Source organism: Helicobacter bizzozeronii, from assembly GCF_900196775.1.
GTDB classification, from domain to species: Bacteria; Campylobacterota; Campylobacteria; order Campylobacterales; family Helicobacteraceae; genus Helicobacter; species Helicobacter bizzozeronii.
In genome coordinates this window covers 1-4,233 of the sequence record NZ_FZLB01000105.1, presented here as the reverse complement: position 1 = coordinate 4,233, position 4,233 = coordinate 1, and the positions used below count along the sequence as shown (strand labels likewise).

General features: G+C 48.8%; 3 protein-coding genes and 1 pseudogene. 2 read left to right on the top strand and 2 right to left on the bottom strand.

The annotated features are described in order from the left end of the window. On the top strand, positions 1–2,328 hold a 2,328-nt coding region (locus C5684_RS08740; protein ID WP_104640071.1), incomplete at its 5' end, for a phosphoribosylformylglycinamidine synthase subunit PurQ. Positions 2,329–2,330: 2 nt separating this feature from the next. On the opposite strand, the gene C5684_RS08735 is transcribed toward C5684_RS08740, so the two are convergent. After that, positions 2,331–2,834, bottom strand: coding sequence for an isochorismatase family protein (locus C5684_RS08735; protein WP_104640070.1), 504 nt, complete (start codon positions 2,832–2,834; stop codon positions 2,331–2,333). A gap of 53 nt (positions 2,835–2,887) precedes the next feature. After that, complete coding sequence (locus C5684_RS08730; protein WP_104640069.1) at positions 2,888–4,000, bottom strand: DegT/DnrJ/EryC1/StrS family aminotransferase; 1,113 nt, start codon at positions 3,998–4,000, stop codon at positions 2,888–2,890. A gap of 58 nt (positions 4,001–4,058) precedes the next feature. Between C5684_RS08730 and C5684_RS08725 the strand changes: the two are divergent. Continuing rightward, positions 4,059–4,233: pseudogene (locus C5684_RS08725) on the top strand (glycosyltransferase family 25 protein); the annotation flags it as partial.

Below are 4,233 nucleotides of genomic sequence, written 5' to 3'. Positions count from 1 at the left end.
GGGGGGGCTAGTGGGTCTTCTCAAGCCCACCAGATTCAATCTTTGGAGCTTTGCGGGGCGCAGGTGCAAAAGGGTGATGCTCTGCAGGAGCGCAAATTACAACGACTCTTTGCCAACCCCCATTTTACTAAGCGCATTAAGCGTTGTAATGACTTGGGGGCGGGGGGGGTGAGTGTGGCTATCCCCGAGCTAGCCAGCATGGGCGTGATCGTGCAACTAGATAAAATACCCACCAAATATACAGGTTTAAACGCACTCGATCTCGCCCTAAGCGAATCTCAAGAACGCATGGCAATCCTCATTGATCCTAAAGACTTAGACACAATCAACAAGCTTTGTGAGAGCGAGGGGGTGTTAAGCGCATGCGTGGGGCAGACCACACCAAGCGGGCATTTTGAACTCTTTTATTACCAAGAACGCCTAGCACACATCCCCATAACACTTTTACAAAGCGGGGGCGCACCCAGATTAGCCCATGCGCACATCTGCCCGCCTGCTTGCCTACCTAAATGCGTCCATTCTTTTACCCTCAGTTTTAAAGCCCTTGCTTTGGGTTTGAATACTTGTTCTCAAAAAGGGCTAATCAGCCAATTTGACTCCACCATTGGGAACAATACGATCTTTATGCCCTTAGGGGGGGCTTACCAAAGCACGCCTATCCAAGTGATGGCACACACGATCCCCTTTGAGCAAACCCACACTTGTTCGCTAGTCGCCTTTGGGTTTGACCCCCACACTTGCACGCAAGACCCGATCAAGGGGGGGTATTTTGCGGTAGTTACTAGTGTGTGTAAGCTGGTGGCTTGTGGGGCGCAATTTAAAGATATTTATTTGAGTTTTCAAGAATACTTTGAACGCTTGGATCACCCCACCAAGTGGGGGAAGGCTTTAGGCGCGCTACTAGGGGCGTTTTTAGCCCAAAAAAGACTGGGCATTGCTTGCATTGGGGGCAAGGATTCGATGAGTGGGAGTTTTGAGGAGTTAAGCGTGCCCCCCACTTTTATTAGTTTTGCCTTCTGCGCCCAAGAAAACCACCGCCTGATTAGCCCCGAGTTCAAGGGCGCAAACCACTATCTCTATCTTTTGACCCCGCCCCTAGATTGGCATGGTCTGCCCTATGATTTTGCAGAACTCTTCACTTATTTACATGCCCTAATCGCCCAAGGGGTGATTCTATCCGCTTCTGCTTTGGGGCGTAAAGGCGTAGCGCAGGCGATTTTGCAGATGTCCTTGGGGAATAAAGTTGGGGTTGAGTTAGAAGAAGTGCCCCTAGATTTGCTCTTTGATCCGTGTTTTGGGGGCTTTGTGGTGGAAAGCACGCAAAAATTAGATCAGGGGATTCTCTTGGGGCATACCACAGCTAAAGCCCATATCAAACGCGTATCTACATGTTTGCCCTTAAGCACCCTATTAGAACTGCTAGAGCAACCCCTAGAACCCCTCTACCCCACAAAAGCCCCCAAAGCCCCAGACCTACCCACGCCGGCTAAGATTTTTTGTGATTTGCCTAAAAGCCACACCAAGATCGCTAAACCCCGGGTGCTTATCCCTATTTTTGCAGGCACTAATTGTGAGATAGACACCCAAAGAGCCTTTGAGAGGGCGGGGGCTTTGGTGCGCTCTCTTGTGATCAACACCCTAACTCCCCAGCTTAGTGCCGAATCGATACTGGCAATGCGCCAAGCCCTCAGAGAATCCCAAATTTTATTTTTAGCTGGGGGCTTTTCAGGGGGCGATGAACCCGATGGGGCGGCTAAGATGATCAAGGCGTTTTTCTCCAACCTTAGCTTACAAGAGGCGATCTTGGAGCTTTTAAAGCACCAAGATGGGCTCATTGGGGGGGTTTGCAATGGGTTTCAGGCTTTGCTCAAAACCGGTCTCTTGCCCTTTGGGCGGCCTGTCCCTTCACAAGCAAACCACCCGACCTTACTGCCCAATTCTCTCTTGCGCCACCAAAGCCAAATTGCCTATATCAAGGTGCGTTCAAACCGCTCGCCATGGCTGGCACGCACGCAAATAGGGGAGATTTACGCTGTGCCCATCTCGCATGGGGAGGGGCGTTTTTTTGCCACGCCTGCCATGCTTGGCGATCTGTCCCAAGGCGATCAAATTGCCACCCAGTATGTGGATTTGCAAGGCAATATTGCCCTAGAGACTCCCTTTAATCCTAATGGCTCACTCTGTGGCATTGAGGGGATCACTTCTGCTGGTGGGCGCATTTTTGGCAAAATGGGGCACACCGAGCGTTTTAAACCCGGTCTGTATCAAAATGTCCCCGGTCAATATGCCATGCCCATTTTTCAAGGTGCGGTGGATTATTACGCTTAAGGCTACTTGATGATTTGGGAGATGGTTTTAAACTGCGGGTGGGTGTAGGTTTGCATGCACTCAAAGGCGACAATCTCAGCCGATAAAATCCGCGCCCCCAAGCGTTTTAACTCCTCTAGGGCTAGGGTCTTATTTTGCAAATCCCTAGAACTGGTGCAATCAGCCAGCAAGGTTACCTCATAGCCATGTTTTAAAAAATCTTTGGCACTCTGATAGACACAAACATGGGCTTCAATCCCCAAGAGGATGAGGGGAGATTTGTGGGGTGTGCTAAAAACGGGATAAGCACTAAAACTCTCTTTAATCCAAGCCTCTTGGGTGAAATATTCCTTGAGGGGGGCTAGGGTGGGGCCTAATTTTGCCGGGTTTTGCTCTGTGGCATAGATGGGGAGTTCTAAAGCACGCGCAATCTTTAAAAACCGGGTGCAATTTTTTAGCAACAAGTCTTTATCAGCCATCACGGGGAATAATTTTTCTTGGATATCAACCACCAACACACAAGACATGGGCATCCTTTCTTTTTGCTATCTTAGCGTATGTGGTTAAATTAGGTGTTATTCTATTTTAAGTCTGCCCCATTGATCGCCTCAATAATAAAATGCGTGGCCTCCAAGCTTTGGGTAGGGCTGATGGGCAGGCTCAAAATTTCTTGGCTAAAGCGTTGTGTGTTGGGTAGGTCTATGTGGCTGTAGGTGCTTAAGAGGGGTTGTAAGTGGCAGGGGATGGGGTAGTGGATACTGGTTTCTATGGAATGCTTGGCTAGGTGGGCTTGGAGCTGGTCTCTAGCATGTGTGCGGATCACAAAGAGATGGAAGACATGTTCATCAAAATTTCTAATCGGGGGCAAGATAATATGGGGGTTTGTAATACCCTCAAAATAGAGTTGTGCCACCGCGCGCCGTTTGGCATTGTTACAATCAAGGTCGGGTAGCTTGGCGTGTAAAAAGCTGGCTTGCAAGCTATCCAAGCGGGAGTTAAAGCCCGCATAGAGCGCATGATCTCTGTAGGGCGCGCCATCATTGCCCAAAATCTGCACCATTTCGATGACTTGTGGATCAGAGCTCAACACACAACCCCCATCGCCTAGCGCGCCTAGATTTTTACTGGGATAAAAACTAAAGGCACTGGCATGCCCTAAGCTCCCTACCTTTTGCCCCTCAAAGAGCGCACCATGCGCTTGGGCGGCATCCTCTAAAAGTAAGAGTTGGTGTTTTTGCGCAATCGCTTGCAAGGCGTGCATGTTAGCGCTCTGCCCGTATAAATGCACCACTAGGATCGCCTTGCTCTGGGGCGTGATGGCAGATTCGACCAGTTTGGGATCGAGCAAATAATCTGCCCCCACATCTACAAATTGGGGGATCAAATCATTATGCAAAATGGCTAAGATAGTGGCAATAAAAGTAAAAGAGGGCACGATCACACCCGCCCCCCTAGGGAGTGCCCCTAAGATTTGATAAGCCCTTAACATCAAGGTGAGCGCATCCAGCCCACTATTGACCCCTACGCCATGATCGCTTTGGCAATAGTGGCTAAAGGCGTTGATGAAGTGGGTATTGGTAGGGGCGTTGATCAATCCAGAATCCTCTAAATGCCGGGCTAAAATCTGCTTAAAGCGATCCTTGTAGGGCGCATGGAGGGTGCTTAAGTCTAAAAAAGGGTATTGGTAGGGCATGCACAACCTTAAGATAGAATAATTTATAATGATACCTTATCTTTGATATAGGAAGGCCATGCGCATTTTTATTATCCACCTCTCTAAACAAACTTGTTTAGAACATGGTCTAAAAGAACGCAACATAGAGCCTTTACTAGAGAGTTTGCAAAACCCTAAACACTCGGTAGAGGTCTTTGATGCAATCTATGCCAAAACTTCTACAGGCTTACACCCCTTAGTGCAAAAACATG

Coding starts and splice junctions, on each gene's coding strand:
- C5684_RS08730 (WP_104640069.1), bottom strand. CDS start 4,000: ATGCCCTACCAATACCCTTTTTTAGACTTAAGCACCCTCCATGCGCCC.
- C5684_RS08735 (WP_104640070.1), bottom strand. CDS start 2,834: ATGTCTTGTGTGTTGGTGGTTGATATCCAAGAAAAATTATTCCCCGTG.